The sequence below is a fragment of the Zooshikella ganghwensis DSM 15267 genome (genome assembly GCF_000428585.1).
Classification (GTDB): Bacteria; Pseudomonadota; Gammaproteobacteria; order Pseudomonadales; family Zooshikellaceae; genus Zooshikella; species Zooshikella ganghwensis.
Map to the genome: position 1 here is coordinate 1 of NZ_AUAF01000066.1, position 25,079 is coordinate 25,079.

21 protein-coding genes and 1 pseudogene are annotated in these 25,079 nt (G+C 41.4%); 10 read left to right on the forward strand and 12 right to left on the reverse strand.

Annotation, left to right across the window (positions count from 1 at the left end; genetic code table 11):
• Positions 1-175: pseudogene (locus F607_RS36065) on the forward strand (IS982 family transposase); the annotation flags it as partial.
• Positions 176-413: 238 nt separating this feature from the next.
• Here the strand turns inward: F607_RS36065 and F607_RS34120 are convergent.
• On the reverse strand, positions 414-554 hold the full coding sequence (locus tag F607_RS34120) for a hypothetical protein (protein ID WP_157365480.1): 141 nt from the start codon (positions 552-554) through the stop codon (positions 414-416).
• A gap of 296 nt (positions 555-850) precedes the next feature.
• On the opposite strand from F607_RS34120, the gene F607_RS32910 reads away from it, so the two are divergent.
• The gene (locus F607_RS32910; RefSeq protein ID WP_051311507.1) at positions 851-1,759 is read left to right on the forward strand and encodes a DUF1194 domain-containing protein; all 909 of its coding nucleotides are present in this window, start codon (positions 851-853) and stop codon (positions 1,757-1,759) included.
• Positions 1,760-1,864: 105 nt separating this feature from the next.
• Here F607_RS32910 and hemE read toward each other — a convergent pair whose 3' ends face one another.
• A complete protein-coding gene (gene hemE / locus F607_RS0114640; RefSeq protein WP_027708683.1) occupies positions 1,865-2,935 on the reverse strand; it encodes a uroporphyrinogen decarboxylase in 1,071 nt (356 codons plus the stop codon).
• A gap of 137 nt (positions 2,936-3,072) precedes the next feature.
• Between hemE and F607_RS0114645 the strand changes: the two genes are divergently transcribed.
• Entirely contained in the window at positions 3,073-3,816 is a 744-nt protein-coding gene (locus F607_RS0114645) for a sporulation protein (protein ID WP_027708684.1), read from the forward strand.
• Between the two features lie 70 nt (positions 3,817-3,886).
• Here the strand turns inward: F607_RS0114645 and F607_RS0114650 are convergent, their stop codons facing one another.
• The 4 genes from F607_RS0114650 to aroB form a co-directional block, all read right to left on the reverse strand.
• Entirely contained in the window at positions 3,887-5,305 is a 1,419-nt protein-coding gene (locus F607_RS0114650; RefSeq protein ID WP_027708685.1) for an FAD-dependent oxidoreductase, read from the reverse strand.
• 20 nt (positions 5,306-5,325) lie between these two features.
• On the reverse strand, positions 5,326-9,774 hold the full coding sequence (gene gltB, locus F607_RS0114655) for a glutamate synthase large subunit (RefSeq protein ID WP_027708686.1): 4,449 nt from the start codon (positions 9,772-9,774) through the stop codon (positions 5,326-5,328).
• A 217-nt stretch (positions 9,775-9,991) separates the two neighbouring features.
• Entirely contained in the window at positions 9,992-11,743 is a 1,752-nt protein-coding gene (locus F607_RS0114665) for an AAA family ATPase (protein WP_027708687.1), read from the reverse strand.
• Between the two features lie 295 nt (positions 11,744-12,038).
• Entirely contained in the window at positions 12,039-13,112 is a 1,074-nt protein-coding gene (aroB, locus tag F607_RS0114670; protein ID WP_027708688.1) for a 3-dehydroquinate synthase, read from the reverse strand.
• A 341-nt stretch (positions 13,113-13,453) separates the two neighbouring features.
• Here aroB and F607_RS0114675 point away from each other — a divergent pair, with 341 nt between their 5' ends.
• The 4 genes from F607_RS0114675 to F607_RS0114685 all read left to right on the forward strand — a co-directional run bounded on the left by F607_RS0114675 (position 13,454) and on the right by F607_RS0114685 (position 16,096).
• A complete protein-coding gene (locus F607_RS0114675) occupies positions 13,454-13,855 on the forward strand; it encodes a hypothetical protein (protein WP_027708689.1) in 402 nt (133 codons plus the stop codon).
• A gap of 234 nt (positions 13,856-14,089) precedes the next feature.
• On the forward strand, positions 14,090-14,362 hold the full coding sequence (locus F607_RS0114680; RefSeq protein WP_027708690.1) for an LptA/OstA family protein: 273 nt from the start codon (positions 14,090-14,092) through the stop codon (positions 14,360-14,362).
• A 78-nt stretch (positions 14,363-14,440) separates the two neighbouring features.
• Positions 14,441-14,614, forward strand: a complete 174-nt coding sequence (locus F607_RS34125) for a hypothetical protein (protein ID WP_157365481.1) — start codon at positions 14,441-14,443, stop codon at positions 14,612-14,614.
• Between the two features lie 489 nt (positions 14,615-15,103).
• On the forward strand, positions 15,104-16,096 hold the full coding sequence (locus F607_RS0114685) for a PEP-CTERM sorting domain-containing protein (protein ID WP_027708691.1): 993 nt from the start codon (positions 15,104-15,106) through the stop codon (positions 16,094-16,096).
• Positions 16,097-16,157: 61 nt separating this feature from the next.
• On the opposite strand, the gene F607_RS0114690 is transcribed toward F607_RS0114685, so the two are convergent.
• Both F607_RS0114690 and F607_RS0114695 read right to left on the reverse strand, forming a co-directional pair.
• Entirely contained in the window at positions 16,158-16,607 is a 450-nt protein-coding gene (locus F607_RS0114690; protein WP_027708692.1) for a hypothetical protein, read from the reverse strand.
• A gap of 389 nt (positions 16,608-16,996) precedes the next feature.
• Positions 16,997-17,641 (reverse strand): CatB-related O-acetyltransferase, encoded by a 645-nt coding sequence (locus tag F607_RS0114695; RefSeq protein WP_027708693.1) that lies wholly within the window; start codon positions 17,639-17,641, stop codon positions 16,997-16,999.
• A gap of 454 nt (positions 17,642-18,095) precedes the next feature.
• On the opposite strand from F607_RS0114695, the gene F607_RS0114700 reads away from it, so the two are divergent.
• Both F607_RS0114700 and F607_RS0114705 read left to right on the forward strand, forming a co-directional pair.
• Positions 18,096-18,659, forward strand: a complete 564-nt coding sequence (locus F607_RS0114700; RefSeq protein ID WP_027708694.1) for a cytochrome b — start codon at positions 18,096-18,098, stop codon at positions 18,657-18,659.
• A gap of 33 nt (positions 18,660-18,692) precedes the next feature.
• The gene (locus F607_RS0114705; RefSeq protein ID WP_094785717.1) at positions 18,693-19,280 is read left to right on the forward strand and encodes a YceI family protein; all 588 of its coding nucleotides are present in this window, start codon (positions 18,693-18,695) and stop codon (positions 19,278-19,280) included.
• Between the two features lie 181 nt (positions 19,281-19,461).
• Here the strand turns inward: F607_RS0114705 and F607_RS0114710 are convergent, their stop codons facing one another.
• The 4 genes from F607_RS0114710 to F607_RS35535 form a co-directional block, all read right to left on the reverse strand.
• Entirely contained in the window at positions 19,462-19,710 is a 249-nt protein-coding gene (locus F607_RS0114710) for a hypothetical protein (protein ID WP_094785716.1), read from the reverse strand.
• A gap of 701 nt (positions 19,711-20,411) precedes the next feature.
• The gene (locus tag F607_RS0114715) at positions 20,412-23,261 is read right to left on the reverse strand and encodes a DUF2339 domain-containing protein (protein WP_027708697.1); all 2,850 of its coding nucleotides are present in this window, start codon (positions 23,259-23,261) and stop codon (positions 20,412-20,414) included.
• A 420-nt stretch (positions 23,262-23,681) separates the two neighbouring features.
• A complete protein-coding gene (trmB, locus tag F607_RS0114725) occupies positions 23,682-24,386 on the reverse strand; it encodes a tRNA (guanosine(46)-N7)-methyltransferase TrmB (protein ID WP_038291468.1) in 705 nt (234 codons plus the stop codon).
• Between the two features lie 274 nt (positions 24,387-24,660).
• Positions 24,661-24,900, reverse strand: a complete 240-nt coding sequence (locus tag F607_RS35535; RefSeq protein WP_051311508.1) for a DUF423 domain-containing protein — start codon at positions 24,898-24,900, stop codon at positions 24,661-24,663.
• A gap of 72 nt (positions 24,901-24,972) precedes the next feature.
• Here F607_RS35535 and F607_RS34130 point away from each other — a divergent pair.
• A partial coding sequence (locus tag F607_RS34130) for a helix-turn-helix domain-containing protein (protein WP_157365482.1) occupies positions 24,973-25,079 on the forward strand: 107 nt, incomplete at its 3' end.

Here is a 25,079-nt window from a genome sequence, read left to right on the forward strand (position 1 = left end):
GGAGACAACGATTGGTCAGCTAGTAGAAAGGTTTAATATTCAGCGAACCAAAGGCAGAACACTATGGAGCTTGACTAATCGAATTACCCGCAAGCTATTATCACACAGTTTGTGTGTATTATTTAATAGGAACCAAGGCAATGCTCCTCTTCAGTTAGCTAAATTAATAGGCTAAAAAGTCGAGCATCGCGTTAGATTAACAATGGTTTATCCTGATATTTTTCTAACAATTTACTCAGCTCGTTATCCGATAATTGCTTGACTTGCTTGAACTTAGCAGTTACTACAGGCACCAGACTCAAACTAACATATAGATCATCAACGCTAAACCCTGCCTCTTCTATTACCTTGATATTGTCATTAAAAACACTAACAACTTCTTTTGCTTTTTCTGTCTTAAACTCGCTATATTCTCACAGTGTTTGTTTAGTATATTCGAGACCATCAGCCGCTTTCTTTTCTAGTTCACTCGACATTGTCTCTGCAGAGCTTTTCATTGTTTGCCATAAGCTAGGTGAAGCATTCGCATTTTCTTCTTCAGCATCAAGATTCACACCTTCTTGAGCAAAGACCCACTCAACGCTACTGAATAAGTAAGCTGCGAATTAAACCTGCTTTTTTTTCAAATAAATACTTCATTATACAAGTCTCTTAACCGTTCAATTAATTATATCCATCTCTACTGTGCTTAAACTGAGCTGTACTCACCATAATACTGAAAACATTTTATGTCTAAACAATTTACAAATAATTATTTCACAAAAAAGTAACCAAATGTTTTTTAACAGTTTTTTTACAGTAGGAATAAATTTTGCGGTAAGGCTGCTGTCATTTTTTCCGAGGAATTATCATGCGATTTTTAAAATCAAGCATAATGGCTGCAGCCCTCTTACCTTTTACTTGGTTTAATAATGCTCATGCCGTACTAGTGGACACTGAGTTATCTCTTGTGATTGATATATCAAGCAGTATTGATGCCGGTGAATTTGTTTTACAGCGCGATGGTTATGCTAATGCATTTCGTGATGCAAGCGTGCAAGCAGCCATTAGCGCGCTTACAAACGGTATTGCAGTTGCTGCATTTCCTTTTGCGTTAACTGGTGCTCAAGCTACACCTTGGTTTCACCTGCAAAATGCAGCAGATGCAGAAGCATTTGCAACCGCAATTGATGCGATTCCTGATGAAGATGTCGTTGGTACCAACATCGCTAGTGGCGTGGATGTTGCGCTCGCTTCAATGCTTAGCAATGACTTTGAAGGCACAAAACTGGTTATCGACGTTTCTACTGATGGTGTACAAAATGTGTTTCGTCCAGGTTTACCCTGCCCCATCAGCGACCCACCTACGGCACTTGAAGTAGAAGCATGTTTGGCTGCGTTTGATGCTGCTATTCATGGTGCACGGGATGATGCTGCTGCCGCAGGTGCATTTATTAATGCGCTAGCTATTTTTGATCCTGCCTCAGCTGCAGAATATTTAGCAGAACTTGAAGCACTATTGGGTGGATTACCTCCTGGCTTTCCAACTACGTTAGAAGAGTATCTAATGGAAAACCTGATTACAGGTCCAGATGCTTTCGTCTTATCCACCCAGTTTGATGATAGTTTTACTGACTTTGTCGTAAGTAAAATTTTGGCCGAAATTGAACCAGAAGAGCCTCCCACTCCAACGCCAACACCTGAACCATCAACCCTGCTTATCCTATTAACAGCCATGGCAGGGTTATTATTGAGGAACCCTAAAAAGCTTTCAGCTTAAATATACCCTTCACGAAACATTTATAGATATATACAGCTCATGCCTATCACCAATTTTTAAATAGTGATAAAGCACTTGATGCAAGGAAGCATCACCCAAATTAAACTATTTAATTGTGTGATATTTTTCTGAAAGCTCATGAACTGCATCCACAAACGCAGTCACTCGATCAGGTTCTACATATTGATGAATGCCATGCCCTAAATTAAAGACATGGCCAGAACCACTGCCAAAATCAGCTAAAATAGAGGCAACTTCCTGTTTAATTCTTTCTGGGTTGGCATACAGAACGCTGGGATCCATATTACCTTGCAATGCAACATGATCGCCTATTCGCTGCCTGGCTTGTCCAATATTTATTGTCCAGTCTAAACCGACACAATTCGCCCCACTCTTGGCAATTCGCTCTAACCAAAGACCACCATTTTTGGTGAATACAATTGACGGTACTTGTCGTCCATTATGCTCTTTGATCAATCCAGCCACTATCTTATTCATATAGCGTAACGAAAATTCATCATAAGCGGCATCGCTTAGCACACCACCCCAGGTATCAAATATCTGAACAGCTTGTGCTCCTGCTAAAATTTGTGCATTTAAGTAATCTGTAACGGCCTTTGCCAATTTATCCAACAACAGATGCATCACCTCAGGCTGTGTATAAAGCATCGCTTTAATATGGCGAAAGTCTTTGGTACTGCCTCCTTCAACCATATAAGTGGCTAAAGTCCAAGGACTACCAGAAAAGCCAATCAGGGGAACGCGCCCATTTAATGCATTGCGAATTGTTTTGACAGCATCAAGTACATACGACAAATCCGACTCAATCTTGATATCTGGAAGTGCTTCAACATCAGCAGCTGTTTGCAGGGGCTTTCTAAATTTAGGTCCTTCACCTTGCTCAAAGTAGAGCCCTAACCCCATAGCATCAGGGATCGTTAAAATATCTGAAAATAAAATAGCGGCATCCAGTGGATAACGCTCTAGTGGCTGTAATGTCACTTCACATGCCAGCTCAGGGTTTTGACAAAGTGCCATAAAGTCACCGGCCTGACTACGTGTTGCTCGATACTCAGGTAAATAACGTCCAGCTTGTCGCATTAACCACACAGGGGTGCGATCAACAGGCTCTTTTAACAACGCACGAAGAAAGCGATCATTTTTTAGTTCGACCATAGCGTTTATTACCTTGTATCACAGCTCATCAGTAAGATTCTGGGAGGCAAGTTTACACCAAAGCGATTGTCGAGACAGCTAGCAAGCCCTTTGCTATAGTTCGGGTCTTGTGTTCGTTGTAGGTAGATGCAGTAAGTATGTTTAAAAAGATTCTTGCCTCAATTGGCATTGGTAGTGCTACCGTTGACACACGCCTTACCCAATCAATTTATGAACCTGGAGAAACACTCACGGGGGAGGTGTATATAGCTGGGGGGGATACCGAACAACAAATTGCTGGTTTAGAGCATGCGCTAGTCACTTTGGCTGAAGCTGAAACCGATGAAGGTGAATATATTGCCCACCATATAATTCAATCCTGGAAGATGGCAGAAAGCTTTACCATTTTACCGGGTGAAGAAAAAATCATCCCATTTACCTATCAGCTGCATTATGAAACACCAATCACCCAACTCAACTGTCCAACGAAAACCTCAAAAGTATGGATACAAACAGGCTTAAATATTGACCTGGCACTTGACCCATCTGACCGAGACTACATAGATATAGCCCCAACCGCTGTGATGTCGACGTTTATTGAGGCAATGATAGCCTGTGGTTTAACACTGAGTTATGTGGATGTGGAAAAAGGTTTTGTTAAAGCACCCGACTTTGCCTCCAGCAGTGGCTGCTATCAAGAGCTGGACTTTAAGCCAAATGACCCCGGTCTATTTAACTTTAAAGAAGTAGAGGTTTCATTTGTGCCGGAGGCCAGTCGCACACATGTAATGCTGGAAATTGACCGACATTATAAAGATGAGCTATCTGCTTTTACCCTGAAACATGATGCAATTGATATAAACCAGCTTATTGCGCATATCAAGCATACTCTTGCAGCTTGACCCTCCCAAAAAAACGGGCAAAAGCCCGTTTTTGAGTTTGAACTACAGTTTTGCCCTGTACCAAAACCACTTAAATATCCAAGTAATCCATTATTCCTTCTGCAGCCTGACGTCCCTCCCAGATGGCTGTCACCACTAAGTCAGAACCTCGCACCATGTCACCACCCGCAAACACTTTAGGGTTAGATGTCTGGAAAGGATATTCACTTTTTTCTGGCGCAAGCACACGACCAGAAGTATCAGTTTCAATGCCTAAATCAGCAAACCACGGTGCTGGGCTAGGCCGAAAGCCAAAGGCAATAATCACGGCATCAGCAGGCACGACTTCTTCACTCCCAGGAACCGTCTCTGGAACCCGACGCCCATTCTCATCCGGCTCACCCAAACGAGTGGTCACAAACTTAACACCTTCAACCTGATCTTCTCCTACGATCGCCACTGGCTGACGGTTAAATAAAAACTGAACGCCTTCTTCTTTAGCATTTGCCACTTCGCGGCGTGAGCCTGGCATGTTTTCTTCATCTCGGCGGTAAGCACAAACTACCGATTTAGCTCCTTGCCTGATAGCCGTCCGGTTGCAGTCCATGGCAGTATCCCCCCCCCCTAAGACGACAAGCCGCTGATCACGCATATCAATAAAGTTAAGGTTATCGGTATTGAGACCCATACAGCGCTTAGTATTTGAAACCAAATAAGGCAGTGCTTCATAAACACCCTGCAAATCTTCTCCAGGAAAGCCACCTTTCATGTAGGTGTAGGTGCCCATCCCTAGAAATACCGCATCATAATCCTCAAGGAGAGTCTCTATGGTAATGTCTTTGCCTACCTCCGTATTCAAATGGAACTCCACCCCCATTTGGGTGAAAACCTCTCTACGGCGCTTTATTACTTCCTTTTCTAACTTAAACTCTGGAATCCCAAAGGTCAGTAACCCCCCAACTTCTGGGTTACGATCAAAAACCACAGGGGTTATACCATTACGAATCAATACATCAGCACAGGCAAGCCCTGCTGGACCCGCTCCAACCACAGCCACTTTTTTATCAGTCATCACCACATGTGATAAATCGGGTCGCCAGCCCATAGCAAATGCTGTGTCGGTAATATACTTCTCCACAGAGCCAATCGTCACGGCGCCAAACCCATCATTTAGGGTACAGGCCCCTTCACACAGGCGATCCTGTGGACAAACTCGACCACAAACTTCCGGTAAAGAGTTGGTTTGGTGTGACAGCTCAACGGCCTCCAGGATATTGCCCTCAGCCGCCAACTTTAACCAATTAGGAATGTAGTTATGAACAGGGCACTTCCACTCACAATAGGGGTTACCACATTCCAAACAACGGTGACTCTGTTCAGCAGTTTGCTTGGGTGTAAAAGGATCATAGATCTCCACAAACTGCGCTTTACGAACATCAATATCCTTTTTCCGCGGATCGACCCTGCCAACATCGATAAATTGAAAATTATTCTGTAAACGATCAACCATAATAATACCTCATTCATCGACTACTCAGGGCGGGTACGAATGCTAGCTAACAGCATGTTCAGGCTGGCTGCTTTAGGTTTGACCAACCAGAACTTACCAATATAGTCGTACATTTCTTCTAACAGATGAGCGCCCCAAGCGCTGCCAGTCTCCGTCACATACTCTGCAATAATGCTGTGTAGATAGGTCTGATACTGCTCCATGGTCTCTGTATCAATCCGCTGTATTTCCACCAGCTCATGGTTGTAACGATCAACAAAGTGCCGGTCCTGATCCAGCACAAACGCAAACCCACCGGTCATACCAGCACCAAAGTTATGTCCGGTATTACCTAAGACAGTAACCACACCACCAGTCATATATTCACAACAGTGATCACCGGTACCTTCAACCACGATATGAGCGCCCGAGTTACGAACCCCTAAGCGTTCTCCAGCCGTACCAGAAGCAAATAGCTTGCCGCCTGTAGCGCCATAGCAACAGGTATTACCAATTATGGCTGTCTCTTGAGATGCAAACTGACTATTTCCCGGGGGAGAAATGACTAACTTTCCACCCGTCATGCCTTTACCCACATAGTCGTTAGCATCACCTTGTAGGTACATATTCAGGCCTCCGGCATTCCAGACACCAAAGCTCTGACCTGCTGAACCTTTCAGGTAAACATTGACCGGACTATCAGACATCCCCTGATTACCATGGCGTTTGGCAATCTCTCCAGAAAGGCGAGCACCAATTGAACGATCACAGTTACCGACTAGGTAGTGAAAGTCTCCACCTTGGCGACTTTCAATGGCAGGCAAAATGTCTTTAACCATTTGCTCTGCCAGCTGGCCTTTATCAAAAGGCTCATTACGAACACTCTGACAAATTTGTGGCTTATCCAAAGGAATATGTTGCTGCTCAACTAAAGGTGATAAGTCCAGACGCTGCTGCTTTTCCGTAGTACCAGGTAAACGTTTTAATAAATCTGTACGTCCTATGACATCCTCTAAACGTGACACACCCAACTTGGCCAGCCATTCTCGAACTTCCGTTGCGACAAAAGTAAAGAAGTTCATGATCATTTCGACGGTACCAATAAAGTACTGGTCACGTAGTTGCTGATTTTGGGTGGCAACACCTGTTGCACAGTTATTTAAGTGACAAATCCGCAGATACTTACAGCCCATTGCTACCATAGGTGTGGTACCAAAACCAAAGCTTTCGGCTCCTAAGATAGCGGCTTTAATGACATCCAGACCGGTTTTTAAACCACCATCTGTCTGCAGACGAACTTTGCCACGCAAGTCATTTAAACGTAGTGCCTGATGGGCTTCACTTAAACCTAGCTCCCAAGGGGAACCAGCATAGCGAATGGAAGTGAGAGGACTGGCTGCAGTACCACCGTCATAACCTGAAATGGTAATTAAATCGGCATACGCCTTAGCCACCCCAGCAGCGATTGTCCCGACACCAGGCTCAGACACCAGCTTCACTGAAACCAGTGCCTCAGGATTCACCTGCTTAAGATCAAAAATCAGCTGCGCTAAGTCTTCAATCGAGTAAATATCATGGTGAGGTGGAGGCGATATTAGCGTGACTCCAGGTACTGAATAGCGTAATCGGGCAATCAGTTTATTCACTTTACTGCCTGGTAGCTGCCCGCCTTCCCCAGGCTTGGCTCCTTGTGCCACCTTAATCTGCAAGACTTCAGCATTCACCAGATAGTGTGGTGTCACCCCAAAGCGTCCAGAAGCAATTTGCTTAATTTTGGACACCTTATTTGTACCAAAGCGAACCGGGTCTTCTCCCCCTTCACCCGAGTTTGAACGCGCTCCTAAACGGTTCATTGCTTCAGCCAAGGCTTCATGTGCTTCAGGTGATAAAGCACCAAGCGACATGGCGGCACTATCAAATCGCTTAACGATCTCACTGATTGATTCCACCTGGTCAACAGCAATGCCTCGCTCTGGCAGCTGCAAACTTAGCAGGTCTCTTAGTGTTGCTGCTGAGCGTTGATTAACGTGATCAGCGTATTGCAGATAATCTTCATAGCGACCACTGCGAACCGCAGTTTGTAACGTTTGCACAACATCGGGGTTAAAACAGTGATATTCGCTGTTATGCACATACTTCAGTAAACCGCCTTGCTGGATAGGTTGACTGATTCGCCACGCCTGTTTTGCCAGCAATGACTGCTCTTGTTGAAAGTCAGTAAATCGCGCTCCAGCAATACGGCTAGCAACACCTTTAAAACAGAGATCAACCACCTCATCACTTAAGCCAATAGCCTCGAATAACTGAGCGCCACGGTATGAAGCAATGGTAGAAATCCCCATTTTAGACATAATCTTCAACAGGCCTTTTTTAATCCCTCTGCGGAAGTTTTTATTTGCCTCAATGGGGTCAATCATAACTTCCTGAGTCTGAATCAGGTCCCAAATCACCTCATAACTTAGATATGGGTAAATAGCTGTAGCTCCAAACCCAATGAGCACCGCAAAATGATGGGCATCACGAGCAGTACCTGTTTCTACCAGGATATTGGTGCTGGTACGAAGGCCAGTATCAATCAGTCGATGGTGTACAGCACCTGTTGCCATTGCGGCATGAATCGGTAGTTTACCTTTTTCGATATCTCTATCTGTCAGATAAACCACCACACTACCCGCTCTAACAGCCGCTTCAGCTTCATCACAAATACGGGTTAGTGCCTGTGCCAAGTCTTCTGACTGATCATAGTTTAAGTTGATTTTAACAACCCCTAATCCATGTCCATCATCTCTGGTTAAATTAAGGAATTTAGCCGGAGATAAAATAGGGGAACTAAGAATAACCCGTGCAGCATGTTCGGGGGTCTGTTCAAAGGGGTTCTTTTCCGCACCTAAGCATGTTTCCAGCGACATAACTATTGACTCCCGTAAGGGGTCAATGGGTGGGTTGGTCACTTGAGCAAACTGCTGACGGAAATAGTCATAAAGCGGACGCACCCGCTGAGAGAGGACAGCCATTGGCGTATCATCCCCCATTGAGCCTACTGCCTCTTGGGCATTTTCAGCTAGTGGGCGAAGTACCTGATCACGTTCTTCAAACGTAATCTGATACATTTTCATATGAGATTTAAGCGCTTCTTTATCAAAGTGGTCGATTCGGTAAGTATGTTCTATGTATTTTGACTGAATACGATGCGCGTGCTGCTTCAACCACTTTTTATAAGGCTGCTTGGTTTTCAGATACCCATCAATATCATGGGCAGTGTAAATGTCATGGGTTTCTGTATCGATAGCTAACATTTCACCAGGACCAACCCGGCCTTTGGCAACCACATCTTCCGGCTGATAGGACCAAACACCTACTTCCGAAGAAACAGTAATGTAGCCATTCTTCGTCATGACCCAGCGTGAAGGTCGCAAGCCATTCCGGTCTAACGCACAAATAGCACGAACACCATCTGTAATAACCAAGCCTGCAGGACCATCCCAAGGCTCCATATGCATGGAGTTGTATTCATAGAATGCTCGTAAATCAGGGTCCATGGTGTCTACATTTTGCCAAGCTGGTGGTACCAGCATTCGAATAGCACGGTAAATATCGACGCCACCCGTTACTAACACTTCCAACATATTATCTAGGCTGGAAGAGTCGGAACCCGTCCGATTAACCAGTGGTTTCACTGTTTCCATTTCTGGCAACAAATCACACTTAAACTTGCTGGTACGTGCTTCTGCCCAGTTCCGGTTGCCAGTAATGGTATTTATTTCACCATTGTGCGCTAAAAAGCGGAATGGTTGCGCCAAGTGCCAACGGGGCATAGTGTTGGTGGAAAAACGCTGATGGAAGACACAAATAGCTGTTTCGAACCGAGGATCACCCAAGTCCGGATAAAACTTGGGTAAATCAACAGGCATCATCAAACCTTTGTAAGTTACAACCGTATGAGACAAGCTACAGATATAAAACTCATCATCATCTGTCACACTTAAGCGAGCTCGACGTCTTGCCATAAATAACTTGGCTGCAAACTGTTCTTCCGTAAGGTTTTCAGGGCAGTTTACAAAGACTTGCTCAAACTGAGGCATCTGATCCAGAGCTATTGGCCCTAAGCACTCAGGATTGATAGGCACTTTCCGCCAACCAACTACCTTTAATGCTTGATCCGCCAGCTGATCATTCAATGCTTGTCGTGCAACTTCTGCTTTCGCTTCATCTGCACTAAGAAAGACCATACCCACCGCATAATGGGTAGCCAGCTCTGCTTGGAATAGCTCCCGGGCAACGGTTCGTAAAAAACTGTCGGGCTTTTGAATCAATAAGCCGCAACCGTCGCCTGTTTTTCCATCAGCAGCGATTCCGCCCCGATGGGTCATACATGTTAACGCCTGAATGGCGGTTTGCAGTAAGTGGTGGCTCTTCTGCCCTTCTTTATGGGCAATCAGGCCGAAGCCACAGTTATCCTTGAACTGCTCAGGATGGTAAAGAACTCGCATAAGGTACACTCTCAACGAGGAATTTCTTCAAAAAAAACAGTATGTTAGCGGCTTTTGCTTTAGTTGTAATTGATCACTGCCAACAAAAAGGGGGAAAACAGTTTACCCGTCATGTCACATAGACACAAATTTATGTCTCTACCATATAATAAAGGACAAACTAAAGCACGACACTGATTGTAATTTTACGTGAGTGACCACAGGAAGGTTACAGCGCTTAGTTATATTTACGAATCTCTTGCTGGATATTTTGAAGGCTTCGAGGCCAAGGGCTTTGTTGTTGTAGAGAGGGGGATAGCTTTTTGATTGCAGCGGTTGCCCGTTCATGACTTGAATAACGACCATAAGCCACTACAAACCAAGGCTGTCCTTTATGGCGAGTTTTAAAGTACTTGAGTTGTGGGTTATTTTTGTGACGCTGAATGAAGGTACGTGCGGCTGCTTCTGAACTGGTACCCAAAACCTGCAATACATAGTACTTGTTTGATTGCGCTAAAAACCAAGCACCATCTCCAGTGTACTTTTTAGCAACCGGTGTAGTTTTTGTTGTTTGGGGTTTGCTCGCCGGTTTTGGTTTTATTGTTTCAGTTTTCTTAGCCGGCTTTACTTCAGTCACAGGTGGCTTTTCAGCTTTAACCTCTTTTATTGGCGTTTCAGGTGAAGCTGGAGAATTACTCTGATCACGGACAACCGTGCCTGAAAGTGTGTCTTCTGTATTGTTGGCAGATGTCGCTTTCTCATTACCGGCGACATCCTTTTTAGCTGGAGTATCTGCAGATACTTTACGCTCATTTGGTTGAACACTGCCTTGTTCTTGAGGGTCATTAACCTTCTGTTTTGCTGTTGCAGGCGACTTATTCTCAGTTACCGCAACCGTAGGTAACTCAATATCCATAACGGTTGTGGCCACTTCTCCATTTTCGGGTGACTTTTCTGTTGATGGCGGTTGCGCTGTAGATGAGTCCCAGCGCGGAATGTCAACAGCAGGCTTAACCTCTTCATCGTTAATCTCTACAACAGCCTGATCATCAGATACAACACTTTCATCAACAGACATAAACTGTTGAATAATCACAAGCAATAACAGGAATAAAGCAACTGCAGAAGCAGCAACAAGGTGCTTGGTTGGAATGCCATATTTATTACTATCTTGTCGTGTACTCATACTGCCAAACAGCACCTCATGTGCATAAAAATTTACTTTACTAAAATCACCATCCGATAAGTTATAAATTTTGTCCAAATCTTCACTGTTTAGTTCAAACAGGCTGCTTAGTCCCGTACTTTCTAAACAGTGGTTCACATATTTTTTAGTATCTTCTCTGCTAAGATCCTCAAGCTGAATCTCATGCAACAGATCCTGGCTGTTAAGGTCAGGGTGGGCTTGCAATGTTTTTTGCAGTTGGGGAAGTGAAAATAATACGATATGGACAGGGTAATTTTCTTTTTCTGCAACTGAAGCCCAGGACACTAATAATGAAATCAATTGAGGGTCTAATTTATGGGCATTATCGATCAGTAGAATTAACTTTTGTGGCCGTGAAAACTCAGCAAGTAAATTTTTTAATAAAGCCTCATAATCCACACGAGTCACAGGCAATGACTTTCTGGGCGTATAGTGTCGTGTTACCTCATTAAGAAATTCTGTAATCCCCATCCCCACTGTGCCACTGACAATTAAGGGGTTATCGCCAGCTATTTCTTGCAAGAGGACTTTACAAAGATGTGTTTTGCCCGAACCTTCCTTACCCGTAACAAGCAACAATAAATGTGTAAACGTGAGTAAGTGTTGAATTTGCTTCAATACTTCTCCACGTCCAGCACCAGAAAAAAACAACCCTAACTCCCCTTGGTCAACAAAAGGATTCCGAGCCATACCATAAATACGAAGAAAATCACTCTTCGCAAGCTGGTCACTGCTGGCTTTAGCTGGGTTTGTCATTAGTCTACCATCAACAGATAATGCCATCCTTTGCCTATCATTTACCGATGGGTATCCCTTCTATTAGTAAGCCCCTTCCTTTCGGGGCTATAACGGGTCTAAGCTTGATTAATTATTAAGCAAGTCATATTCATTGAAACAAAATTTTCAATGAGCATACCCTCATAATAGACGCTAATAGCCAGATTAAATAAGGAAGATGAAGAACTTATAGCTTGTCGCTAAAAGGCTATCTATTAATATTGGTGCCGAAAGCCTATCCATGGCATCTAATAATGGTGGTAAATATCAGCAATTATAAAAACGCTAATAAATGTAGCGACTATACACTTTTTAATGTCGCAATAAGCGCATCATGATGAAAATCAGATGTCACTTTAGCCTTCCCTATTGCGTCTAAAAGCACCAAACGTAATGTACCATCCACCACTTTTTTATCCACAGCCATATGTTTTAAAAAGTCATCTGGCGTCATATCGGATGGTGACACAACAGGTAGTTTGGCTTGCACTAACAAGCGCTGCAAAACCTCTAGTTCTTGAGCTTCTAACCAGCCAAGACGTATCGATAAATCCACCGCCATCAACATGCCTACAGCAACCGCTTCACCATGTAACCAGTTACCATATCCTTCATGAGTTTCAATGGCATGCCCAAATGTGTGTCCCAAGTTCAGTATGGCTCTTATTCCACCCTCTCGTTCATCCTCAGCCACCACTTCAGCCTTCGCCAAACAAGAGCGTTTAATAGCATAACCTAGCGCAGTATCGTCACAAGCTAATAAGTCTTTGGTATGCATTTGCAGCCACGCATAAAATGACTGATCACAAATCAACCCGTATTTAATAACTTCTGCAATGCCAGCTGAAAGTTCACGTTTAGGTAACGATTTGAGCGTTGCGGTATCAGCCAGTACACAGCGCGGCTGATGAAATGCTCCAATCATGTTTTTGCCAAGAGCATGATTAACACCTGTCTTGCCACCTACGGAAGAATCAACCTGTGACAATAAAGTGGTGGGAATTTGGATAAAGTCTACTCCACGCTGATATGTTGCTGCTGCAAAGCCAACCATATCACCAATAACACCACCACCTAAGGCAATGAGTGTGGTAGTTCGGTTATGTCGCTTTTCAAGTAGCTGATCAAAGATTAAATTAACGGTATCCAGCGTTTTATAGGACTCTCCATCTGGTAGTACAGCAGTATCGACTTGAAATGCACTCAACGATGCTTTGACTTTGTTTAAATAAAGAGGGGCAACAGTTTCGTTGGTCACTAGCATCACTTGTCGACCACGAATGTAAGGGGATAATAAATCAGGCTGCCCCAATAGACCTGGGCCAATATGTATAGGATAACTCCGTTCACCTAACGCTACTTGCAAGGTTTGCATAGATTCATTCCACCCTGTTTTAATACACACACTAAGTCAGTTATCTTAAGAATGCATCATACACTTTCATTAAAAGTGACTGGCATCAGCTGTCACATACATGACACTTAATAGTCATTTTTATGTAAGTTATTTCTCTTAGTCTAACGGTGTAGTTGTTCTAGGTCATTACGAAAATGCCGCTTAAGCCGCTAGATGCGGCTTTTCTTTTAACACAAGCCCATCTAACCGACCAAACGTCCACAGTATAGCTTCTTTCCATCTCTCAATGCGAAACGATAACAGCACCTTCTTGATAATGAGTTATAGTTATATCAAACAACATTTGAGTGGTGATATGGATGAGAGGAGCAGGTGGAACGAACGGCGGGGTTGGACAGTTTTTAATTGGGCTGATCATGATGTGTGCTGGCTTCTACATGTTATTTAATGCCATTATGGTTAACTCATCGTTTAATATGGGTATGCGTCTATATGGTGCTAATTTATTTGGCGGTCAATTTAACATTACCAGTGGTATGGTAATGGTACCCTTTATTTTTGGTATTGGTATGCTGTTCTATAATGCTAAAAATTTTATTGGCTGGCTACTCACACTAGGTTCACTCACCGCGCTTATTTTTGGTGTTATTTCCTCTATACATTTTACTATGCGTTCTATGACTGCTTTTGAGTTAATTACCATTTTAGTGCTTGCAATTGGAGGCCTTGGTTTATTTTTAAGATCATTTAAAGCACAATAAAGCACACTAACTGCCTAAACAAATCCAAAAACTTAACACATTAATATAGCATCTATTGATAGCCAATCATTGTTGCATAAAAGCCCCACCTATAACTGTTAAAAATTAATTTATTTTTTTAGTAATACTTCATTTACAAGAAATATTTTCTCCATATACTGTAAGTACAAACAAGCAGTACATAGATCACCGCAAAAACCTGTTATTCAAAACTCTCATATAAGGAGTTACCCGTTGAAAATACTAACAACATCTCTATTACTTTTCTTGTCTTTATCAGTATCTGCTCAAGAAACTAAAGCACTTACTCAAAATAACACCAATTATATAAAAAAAATGGAAGCTGACACTATAACAATCGATGAGAAGCAAGCTGAAACAACATTAACCGGTGATGTTTTGATAACAACAAAAGAAGGTGAAAAATTAAAAGCCGAAAAAATAATAGTTAAAGAAAGTGATGGAGTTACTACCATAACATCAGAAGCTCATACTTTAACCGAATAATGATTACCCTACTAATCTACATGGTTAATTAGATAATAATTTTACCCAATACGAATAGTCTTTTGGTGCGGCCATCGAGTGACAAAGTCCCATGAGCCTATATTAATAGGTGATTGGGATAATGAACTCTACACAACGTCAACCAACAGCAATAGTACACAGCTCCCTCCTATCAAGAAAATTACTGCAGACTTATCACAAGAAGGTGAAGCCGAGATTGCCCCGAATCTATTAATTTATTTTTCTATTTAATAGAAAAAAGCCGCTACAGGCATTTCCACATCCTCAACATTATTAAACTCTTAAATCACTATGTCTACCATAGCAAAAGCCTAGCGAGTATATTCTATAATTCTATTACAAGCATTCATTAATTATCAATTAAAAAAGAAATTGATTGTTTGCTTTTTATACCTACCTTATTAACATATACGCAACATTCTCCTTAAAATGTTTTGCGAGTGCCATACAAACCAGCCTTTATAAATATTGCATAATCACTCCAAAACAATAACTAAATAATATCTACACAATCGTCAGTAGCTATTACAAAAACAAAATTTTCACTTCAGAAAAAATAATAGCTTAATCCTACACTCCAGTCTCACCTAATAATTATTGCTATTTGAGCGTACTGGAACAATATTTGCCAATATAAACTGCACGCTGTATTGCAGCAAAATCTTCCTAGACAGCCACCATTACTCATTACTTTAATAGATAAAATTATGGAGACCTCATATGCACCCTAAAAAAATTATTAATTTATGTGCAAGTATAATTAGCTTGCCTGCAATACTAGTGCTTGCCTTTAATGTTAATGCCGTCCCTCTCGACTGTGCCGGAGGATGTAGTGTGTCAGCCATTGACCCTTCAGATGGTTCTGAACACATTATAAGATACAGCGCTACAGCCCCAAACATCATTGATGATGGTTTCACTTTTAAAGAAAAAACCCCCGGAGGTTTAACTGAGTGGAGTGTTGATGGTAACAATGTTGTATTTTCTCAAGCTTCATTCTATCGCATCGGCGCTGGTGGTAATGAAATCCACCCCAGCAATAACTTTGATTTTGATAATTTCCAATCAACTGAGGATCAGGACGAAAAAGTAATTCATATCGTGTGGGATGGGGATAATGCCAATATTCGTATTGAAGAAATTTATCGCCTACAAACATCAAACGATGCAGGACGCATTTCACAAGTAGGCAAAGATATTATTATTACAAATAAAACAGGCAGCCCTATAGATTTAGACTGGTTCGAATACACCGACTTCGATATTCATGATTTTCTTGACGATAAAGTTGTCCATCGTATTCATGCTGGCATAGATGTGATTGATCAAGTGAATTATGATTCTAACTCAATTATTACCACACAAGCGTGGAGCACCATGCAAGACGGTGTTTTTATTTTCACTCAACCTACAGCATTTGATTTAGATATTTTTGGTGGTCGACTGGTAGAGTTTGGAGGACCAATTACGCTATTAGATGAGTTACTGGATAACTTACCTACTTCTTTAGATAGTTCACCTGAGGCACTAGGATTTCCAGGTGGAGCGGATCTTATTTTTGGGATGCAATATAGTTTTAAAGATGTCACTGATTCTGTTGTTATAAGAACAAATATGACATTACTACCCGTACCGGAACCATCATTGATTGGACTATTTTTAATTGGACTCTCTTTAATAGCAAAGCAACGTAAATCAAAAAAATTCTATTAGAAAAAATTATTTAAATATTTAAGTGTGAGTGCTACCTGAAGTTTAGGTAGCTCTTCAAATATCAGTTACCGAACCGAGCATTAACCACCTCTTCTCGCTGAGTGAACTTAAACTCAACACGTGTTGCATTACCACTGAACCGTGGTACATTAGAAAGCGCTTCAGGATTGGTAATATCAAGTGTGGTGCATCCAGGCAAATTATAGGTGCTTCTTTCATCTCCAGATGGCGTACACAGTGTTCGAGAAATAGGCACGATACTGCTTGACCCACCACGCAAAGTCACATTTACACGACTACCATCAATATTCTCACTATGGGTATGAAAGAAAAATCCACCCGCAGCAACATTCATACTGGTTAAACTTGGAACACCTTGCCCTGTTATACGCTTAAAAAAGTCAATTGCCGTCATTAAGTTTGCAGGCTCAACAAAATAAACTCGATTACTTGTCTCAGAAGGTATTGAGTTATCTATTAGGCTATTTACAGCATCCTGATTAATTGGCATACCTTCTCTCCTTATGTTAACTGTATGTTGACTTTTAAAGTCACGTCATTTTGGGTGAATTTTCCCAGTAATAAAGTACATTAGACCCTTTCACGAACAAAAATATTGCTTACGCTTTTTGACAAGCCTCTCATTTTTACAACTTTAATTTCATAAGGTCAGAATAAGTAACTCATAAGAAGGTATGAATACATTGTCTTTGGATTTTAGCTAGACAAGCTAATTACAAGATGGATATACCCAATACGAATGGTTTTTAGGTGCGGCCATCAAGTGACGAAACCCCATAAGCCTATATTAATAGGTGATTGGGGTGAGGAGTGAAGATAACAAAACCTAGAAATCATTCGTAAAAGGTATAAAGTCAAAATATTTGTGGCAGGAGAAAGTTACTGACTATAGTTTTCTGACGCACTTTCAAGGCTGTTAATATCACCTGCACAGATATACTTTTTCAACGCATTAAATTTTCGCTCAGGCCACTTGTAAATATTTAGAAGAAGAAGCCTTTCAATAACATCCTCAGGAAACCGTGTTTTAACCACTTTTGCAGGGTTACCAGCGACAATTGTGTAAGGTGCAACATCCTTTGTTACTACCGCATTGGCAGCAATCACTGCACCTTCACCTATTTGAATGCCAGGCATAATCATGGCCCGCATACCAATCCATACCCCATCATGAATAACTGTATCGCCTTTTCCTTCATACGATTCTTTCACTTGTTCAATAAACGGGTAAAGACAAAACCAGTTAATTTGGTGATTATGGTTTCCTCCCATTAAAATAACAGCTTCTGCTCCTATACAGACATAATCACCGATATACAGCTTATCAACCTCCCATAGCGATTCCCATGTATTTAAGCTGTATTCATCACCATACAGATAACGTACAACTGATGCTTCAAAGCTACCACTCCACGCATCACTGTAATAGCTATGAGTTCCTTTAATATGAATGTTAGGATTTTTCACGGTTTCATGTAAAAGCTCAATTTTTGACCAGTGTTTTTGCTCACTCAACTTACTCATTCCTTTATTACTCTTATATATACCCAAAACGAAGGGTTTTTAGCGCCGACAACAAACTCTAAAAATGATTCGTGAGGGGTATAAATGATTAATCAAACTAATACTAACCAGTCAACTCAGTATAACGAGCTGTTTAGCTTTATGTCATTGCTACCATCTAATATACTTCTAAATGAGGATGGGAACCTTTATCATTTAAGACGATCCAAACAACCATGACAGATATTGGGTTATTGAAAGAAAGTATATGAACTACAACCACATGTAAGAAAGTTGTCTAAAGTCTGGGGCTAGATCACTTGACGGCCACACCTAAAAATCCTTCATTATGGCTATATAAACAATGTATAACCACCTAACTAAGCAAACATACTAAACTGCTTAGCACAAAAATATAAAGCTTATGGCTACAATAGAGTAATGTGGTTTGACTGATGATAAAAGGTAAGCAGCAATGCCTAAACTGAAAAATACTAAAGATGAATACGGCTGGATCTCTATCAGTTTGCACTGGCTAGTTGCTATTTCAGTTATTGGTCTTTTTATTCTTGGCTTATGGATGAGAACTTTAAGCTATTATGATCCTTGGTATCAACTTGGTCCACACATCCACAAAAGCTTAGGCGTAATCTTATTTACCGTACTTATCTTACGTGTATTAGTACGCCTGTTTAACCCTCCACCAACCCCATTACTAACACTAAGTAAATTTGAGCGAGTTGCGGCTCATAGTGTGCATATTCTGTTATATGTGTTGCTTTTTTGCATCATGATAAGTGGATATTTAATCTCAACAGCTGATGGTAGGCCCATTGAGGTTTTTAACTGGTTTAATATCCCTGCAACTATAACGGGCATTGAAAATCAGGAAGATCTCGCAGGGGAAATCCACTACTACCTAGCACTTTCTGTCATTATACTCGCAGGCATTCATGCACTTGCTGCATTTAAACATCATATTATTGATAAAGATAATACACTAAAACGAATTCTGGGGTTAAGTAAACCATCCCCGTAAAACAACACAAAACCATGCAAAAAAGGAGAGCTCATGAGCATTCTACGTAAAAGTCTAGCCATTGCATTATTACCTGTTTCGATGTCTCTTGCTTCTATTACATCAGCAGCAGACTATGTTATTGACACTAAAGGTTCACATGCCTTTATCCAATTTAAAATACAGCATCTTGGCTATAGTTGGCTGCTAGGTCGTTTTAATGAATTCGAGGGAACATTCAGCTACGATGATAAAAAACCAGCCGATTCAGAAGTTAACGTCATCATTAAAACAGCAAGCGTTGACTCTAACCATGCAGAGCGAGACAAGCACTTACGCAGTAAAGACTTTTTGAATGTTAGTAAGCACCCGACAGCAACATTCAAAAGCAAAAAAATCACCGATAATGGTAATGGTTCAGCAAAACTTATTGGCGATCTTACCCTAAATGGTGTGACCAAAGAAATCACCATTGACGTTAGTAAGATTGGTGAAGGAAAAGATCCTTGGGGTGGCTATCGTGCAGGTTTTGAAGGAACAACGAAGTTTGCCTTAAAAGATTTCAACATTAGCAAAGACCTTGGCCCAGCATCACAAGAAGTAGAAATGTACTTATCTATCGAAGGCATTCGCAAGTCATAATAATTTCGAGCCTTACTCATTACACTGTAGATACTACACAATTAAGTGTATACCCTCAAAGTAACGCTGAGGGTATACTATCTGTTGCACTTTTTTTACCTTTACTTTTCATATACCCCTATAAAGAGGTCAGTTAAAAGTAAAATGATTGGACTTACAAAGATGCACTCTCATACTGAATCTATATGACTAGTTTGAAGAGTTTTTTACCTTTTGCAGTTAGCTTTACTCTGCGATACCGAGCATCATACATTTGGCTGGGCATATAACGTATCAAATTGTGTTTTTTTCCTACTTTAATGATACAATCTAAATCATTTTTAGATAATGTCCCTCGTAATTCATTGAGTTCTCCATTACTCTCTTCTAATAACTCACAGAATTGTCGAAAACGAATCAAACCACTCACTGTCATTTTGTCTAAATGCATCTGAGAAATTTTCTTTAGATTCTCCATCCTTGAATCCCTGTTATTCTCGTTTTTTACTATTGTGTTTTTACTTACAACATCCCCAGAGAGAATCGTTCTAAGATAATTATTATTAACTGAATGATCTTATTAACCCAATTTGATTAACATAAAATAAGAGCAGTCAACATAAAAACACGGTTCAAGCTATTGCTAAACAAAAAATTATATCAAAATAATTTATATACTACACTGAATACTTTACTTCTATACGAATTTAATTCTAATACTTCTAACGATCATCCATCAACTGATGTATATATACTCTTCGCGAATGATTTTTAGGCTTTGTTACCATCGCTCTTGACCACCATGGATGGTGGGAATGCAGTTTATGCAGGAGCATTTAACTGCCACCACAGTCATTTAGTTTATCTAAACTCCTGGGGCTTCATCGCTCGGTGGCCTCGCCTAAATAACCCTTCGCTGTGAGTATATACCACTTTATTTTGACACCTAAAAATGATTCATTATGGGTATAAATAACAGGAAAGTAATAGCAAGGAAGCAATTATTACTTGGTATTCACGAAAAATGAAAGCCTAAAACAAAACATAAGTTCAAAAAATTATCTAAATGCCTGTTCATCTTCACTTTTTTACAGACGAAAACATCCAGCACTTAACAGCATTTATTCTCACCCTGTGATTAATACCTTGCAATCAACTTGGGTCTGCAGTCTCTTTATTCTCCGCAGGAGGTATTGGCGAAATATAACCTATACCTAATAACAGTCCCCCAACAACTAAAAATGCAGCAATTCTAGCAAGCGTGCCAGTTGATGATAAATCAATAAGAAAGAGTTTTATCACCACAATAGACAATAGTACTACTGCGCAAACCCACAGCCAACGCCATTGAATCCGTGTACTGCAAAACATTAATGCGGCACCTGTTGCCGCCCAAAATATAGAGTACACCGCTTGAACTAGCGCTGTAGAAAACAATGTTGAAAAGTCATAGTAAATTCCAACCCAGTGGTGAAGCACTCTGGCAATGATGAAATTAACCCATATAAAAGCAACAATGCCCAGCAAACCATACAGGATTTGATACTCAACTCTAGGTAATAACTGGCTACGACGGCAGCGAATCCACCAACGAATAGTAAGCAGCCAACTGCCTATCCACACAAGATCAATAGGATTCAACAACGGAATATATACTAATGGCTGGCTATTGCCTGAATGTCCCAGTGAAATTAACTGCCATAGCAGCATGACCGCTAACAGCGGCACTGCAGTTAATCGCCAATATGCACGCTGATGTGCTGTAACAGGCCATGTATGATGAAATTGTATGCCTGCAAATATCAACAATGGACCTAGCATTAAAGCACTAAAAACCCAAGCACTACGAGCGTTAAACCATAACAGTGCAAACTCATAGCCCCCCCAGCTAAAAAGCACTGCTAGTAACCAGGCACAAACTGCATGGTTAATTCCTCTCAAGGGAATTACCCAAGGCATCCAGTCACCTCGCCACAGCTGCTGCACCAACCACATAAAGGTTAAGGGCCATAACCAATAACCACCATCACTGATTGGACTCTCCTTCGTCAACATAAAGCCCATTAAGGTTATTGCGATGAATGTAATGAACAGCCATATATGAGACTGTAGTAAAGGCCAGTCATACCATTCATCAATCCCTTGTAATACAACACTGGTAATCACAGCAAAGACGAGTAAAACGGTAAAAAACCAGCGATCGGCCACAAACATATCAAAATGCTCAATCGCTCCGCCATACCACCAGCACAGCCCCCATAACCAACCAATGGTTTCCAGCCACGCCGAACTACGCCAATTTACTGGTGCTAACTTGAAAGACCAATAGGCACTGAAAAATGCGGCTAAGGAAATCAACGAAGTAGCAAGCCAGTTTGAGGGAAGTGCAGCAATCAGAGTATAGTTTGGCGTAATATCAAATAGGAAAATGACTGCTGATAATAGCTGTAACAGAATCCCAAACCACATAAGCCTGCGGTTCAGCTGGCGTAATGCCAGCCATATTAAACCAGCACCCTCAATTGCCCATGCTGCACTACTCCATTGCCCATCCAGCGCTAAAGGTAACGATATACTGCAAAATAACAGGCCCAAGGCATAGTAAACTTGTCCTAGCAAAGGCAAAGTCAGTACTGTTGTACTTTTAATTACACGTGCTAAGCCAAAATAACAACAGCCTAAAATAAGCGCACTAAAGGCTAGAACATTGGGTTTATGCAGCGTTAACAACGTTTGCCAGGTAAACGCTACAATAGGAGAACCCAACACCATTGTACTATCCACATAAAGACCTGAATTAATCCACCCCCCTTGCTGTATATATTGAGCCAACTGCATTTTTATTCTGCGCGCATACAGTAGACCAATGAGTGTGTACAAGACTAAGAATGCAATAATGAAAAATTCCACCACCACAAAGAAGCTGGAATGATAGCGCGCCACTCCCCAAGCAGATGCAATAATAACTGTGAATATAAAACCTAATACATTAAGCAACCGCCAAGCCTTGAACCAAGCGATCAAGGCTATTCCTATATTTAGCATTAAATAAAAACTAAAAAGATGAATATAGTTGCCTTGTCCTGTTGATATCAGCACAGGTGCTAAAAAGCCTGCAACTAACGCTAATATGGCCATACTGCGTGCATCTTGCAAAATTGCCAGGTATGCAGTTACTCCAATAAGTGACAACATTAATACAAAAGTAACAAGTGAGCTAAGGAGCTGGTAGTAGCTAAAGGCGGCAAACAATGTAAGGTATATGATACCTATGCCCCCACCTTGAACAATTAGGCCATAAACCCTTCTCGTATGACGCAACTTCCAGCCAAAAATGAGTAAGCCGGCACCAAGCACACATACCGCCAATAGCCTTAGCTCTATAGAAATCAGGTCTTGCTCAGCTACATACTTCAATAAAAAAGCAACACCAAACAGCAAGACAATTACACCCACTCTCACGACCACATTACCTGTCGTAAAGTAGTTGATGATAAAAGTCATCAATCGGGAAATAACATCTGGTTGATACGTATCATCAACGCTTACTGACGTTTCTTTTGTAGCCCACGCTTGATCATTAAAGTGTTTTTGCTGACTTAAAGTCTCTCTTTCTTCTTCCGCGTGATGCTGTGCAACAGCAGCCTGTTCATGTGCTGTTGCTAATTGTTCTTGCTCCGATATAGCTGAAGAAGAGACATGAGCAGTAACTTCTGTTACTGCTGACGGAGCTGAAGCTTTTTCAAGAACATCATCCACCTCCGTATTTGGCGCGGCTACATCCATTAAAGATGGGGGTGAAGACTTATTAGTAGCGGAAAACAAAGAAGAAAGTTGCTGAGTTAATTCTGTTATCTGTTTATTCAGTGCAGTGATTTGCTCACTTGAACGCTTTAACTGAAAACGTAACTCACTAATAGCCCCCTGTAAAAAAAAGTTCCATACAACCAAGCCAATCACAACCAAGGGAACTAATCCTACAAGTATTATTAACAACTCCATGGCAGTTACCCATGCTTTAACTATTTATAGTGATAAGGCACTTATAGTCATTTTGAAGGTACCTTCTCAGCTGAGGACGCTATACAGCACGTTTATAAAGATCTTACTGTCGTGTAACGGCTTAGCATATGTCTTCGATGATGAAAAAGTATGTGGCAAGTAAAATGTAGCATATTTCACACTTACTGATGGTCAGCACACATCGTTTTTTATTGATACGTTAGCTGTTATAGCAGCTTGAAATATGAAATGAGGTAGAAACAACCAAGCATTGAGGATTTATGCAAACCCTCAATACAAGTATGGAAAAGAGGTAATATATACCCAAAACGAAGGGTTTTTAGTGGGGCTAGTCTGGTCTGTTAAGACTAGCGATAGCATAAACTGCATTCCCACCACCCTTGGTGGTCAAGAGCAGTACTACTCTGAGCGTTGATAAATCATATCCCAGACTCCGTGGCCTAAGCGATGACCTCGCTTTTCGAACTTGGTGAGAGGACGAAAGGCAGGACGTTCAATATATGGATAGTACTCAGTTGCTGTATTCTTAAAGCCGTTGGCATTTTCTAAGACAGCAGCCATATGTTCTGCATAGTTTTCCCAGTCAGTCGCCATATGGAAAACCCCTTCGAGCACAAGTCTTGAGCGAACAAGCTCAGCAAAGGCAGGCTGTACCAAACGCCGTTTATGATGACGCTTTTTATGCCAAGGATCTGGAAAATAAAGCTGCACTCGTGAGAGTGAAGATTCAGGAATGCAATGTGATAAAACTTCTACTGCATCATGACAAAAGACTCTTAAATTCGTTAACCCTTGCTTATCTGCTTCATTAAGAAGTGCACCTACCCCAGGCCGATGAACTTCAATACCGATAAAATTATTCTCAGGACTCTGCTTCGCCATTTCTAACAACGAATGTCCCATGCCGAAACCAATCTCTACGATAGTAGGTGCCTCTCGGCCAAATAGCTGGGTAAGATCAATTTGGTCAGGCGTATAATCCAGCCCCATTTTGGGCCAAACTTCATCCCAACCTCGTTGCTGCCCAACCGTCATCCGCCCAGCGCGAATAACAAAACTTTTTATGACCCGGTGCTTTTTACCTGGTACAGAATCCTCTGTCATCACTCTATCTCTACTACACAATAACGCTCAGTTTCGCCAAGACTAACAAGTTATCCCTTAATAGCCTTTTAGTGACCATATATATTGAATACATATTAGCTGCCACCCACTATAACCTTGGCGCTTACTTTGATACACCCTCAGTGAAGGCTATAAAGTGCAAATTATAGGGATTAGCCAGGTCAATGCCAGACTTGACTACAGGTTTTGCTCATTGCTTTAGGTTAGTGCTTTTACCATCATAACAGTGATATTCAAATAGGGTTAACAGGCCCTAATCAGCCTTAAGCCTGAGACGAGCGTGTTTTCGCGCTAATACCACCAATAACAACCACCCACTCAATAACAGTATCCCACCCAATGGCGTGACCATACCAAGCCAACGAATACCTGTGATACTGAGTAAGTAAAGGCTACCGGAAAAAAGCAATACACCCATTAAAAAACAGTATCCAACCCAGTTAATCATTGAGTGTTTTATATGTGTGTCAGCAGCAATGTAAAACTGACCCACTAGCAGCAATCGAATTTTGACCCACCTGAGTAAAATACCACCGTTTAAGCTTAAGTGTGTGGTATCGATGACATGTTAACTCAGGAGCTTGCAGTGGAAATACACGTACTAAAACGACAAGGCATGAGTATTCGTCGTATATCAAGAGAACTGGGCCTATCACGTAACACCGTTAGACA